This window comes from Paraburkholderia sp. SIMBA_054, from assembly GCF_046534875.1.
In the GTDB taxonomy this organism is placed as follows: Bacteria; Pseudomonadota; Gammaproteobacteria; order Burkholderiales; family Burkholderiaceae; genus Paraburkholderia; species Paraburkholderia hospita.
On the sequence record NZ_JAWRXV010000620.1, the window covers coordinates 1 to 279 of the forward strand.

General features: G+C 56.6%; 1 pseudogene. It reads left to right on the forward strand.

The features are described 5' to 3' along the window. A pseudogene (locus SB822_RS56570) lies at positions 1-279 on the forward strand (ABC transporter substrate-binding protein); the annotation flags it as partial.

Consider the following 279-nt stretch of genomic DNA (forward strand, 5'->3'; position numbering starts at 1 on the left):
GACATCACCTTGCTTCTGGATACGCGCACCGAAGAAGGCACGCGCCAGCTTTTCGGTGGCACCAATCCAGCCGCGACCGTTTATGTGCAGCAGAGCTTCATCGATGCAAATCCGGTAACGACGCAGCGGGTCGTCAACGCTTTCGTCAAGTCGCTGAACTGGATTCACAAGGCTTCTGCCGATGACGTGGCTGATGCTGTGCCGGAAGAGTATCTGCTGGGAGACCGTGAGCTTTACAAAACCGGCTTCGAGAAGTCCCGCGCCATGTACTCCGAGAAG